This is a genomic window from Micromonospora sp. DT178 (assembly GCF_049841695.1).
GTDB lineage: Bacteria > Actinomycetota > Actinomycetes > Mycobacteriales > Micromonosporaceae > Micromonospora.
Genome location: NZ_JBNCKV010000063.1, coordinates 1 through 346, shown reverse-complemented (window position 1 = coordinate 346; position 346 = coordinate 1). Strand labels below are relative to the sequence as shown.

The window sequence follows — 346 nt, the reverse complement described above, 5'->3', positions numbered from 1 at the left end:
AATCGGTTGGGGTGTTCGGACTGCGCGGAGCGGACCAGGCCCCATACCGCGGCCGCGGCCAGGTCGCTGCCATCGGTAGCGCCGCGGGTCATCACCACCAACCGGGAACCGTCCGTGGCCGCATCGGCCAGCCATTCCTGGACCCAACCCAACACCAGCGTGCTCGCCGCGTGCGTGGCCTCGACAACGCCGACAGCATCGTCCGCAGCTGGTAGATCGCCCGTAGCCGGTAGCTCGGCCACCACGAGCGTGGGTAGTTCGCCATCGATCTGCCCGTGCCATCCCCAGACCGATTCGGCAGCCACCGACGCGGTGTCGGGCTGCGCACCCGGTAGCGGCATCCACT

1 protein-coding gene is annotated in these 346 nt (G+C 69.4%); it reads right to left on the bottom strand.

All coding sequences use genetic code 11. From position 1 onward, the window contains the following. Nucleotides 1-305: SpnB-like Rossmann fold domain-containing protein (locus tag ACLQ22_RS31960; protein WP_425695596.1), on the bottom strand; the 305-nt coding region annotated here is incomplete at its 3' end. Between the last annotated feature and the right edge of the window lie 41 nt (nt 306-346).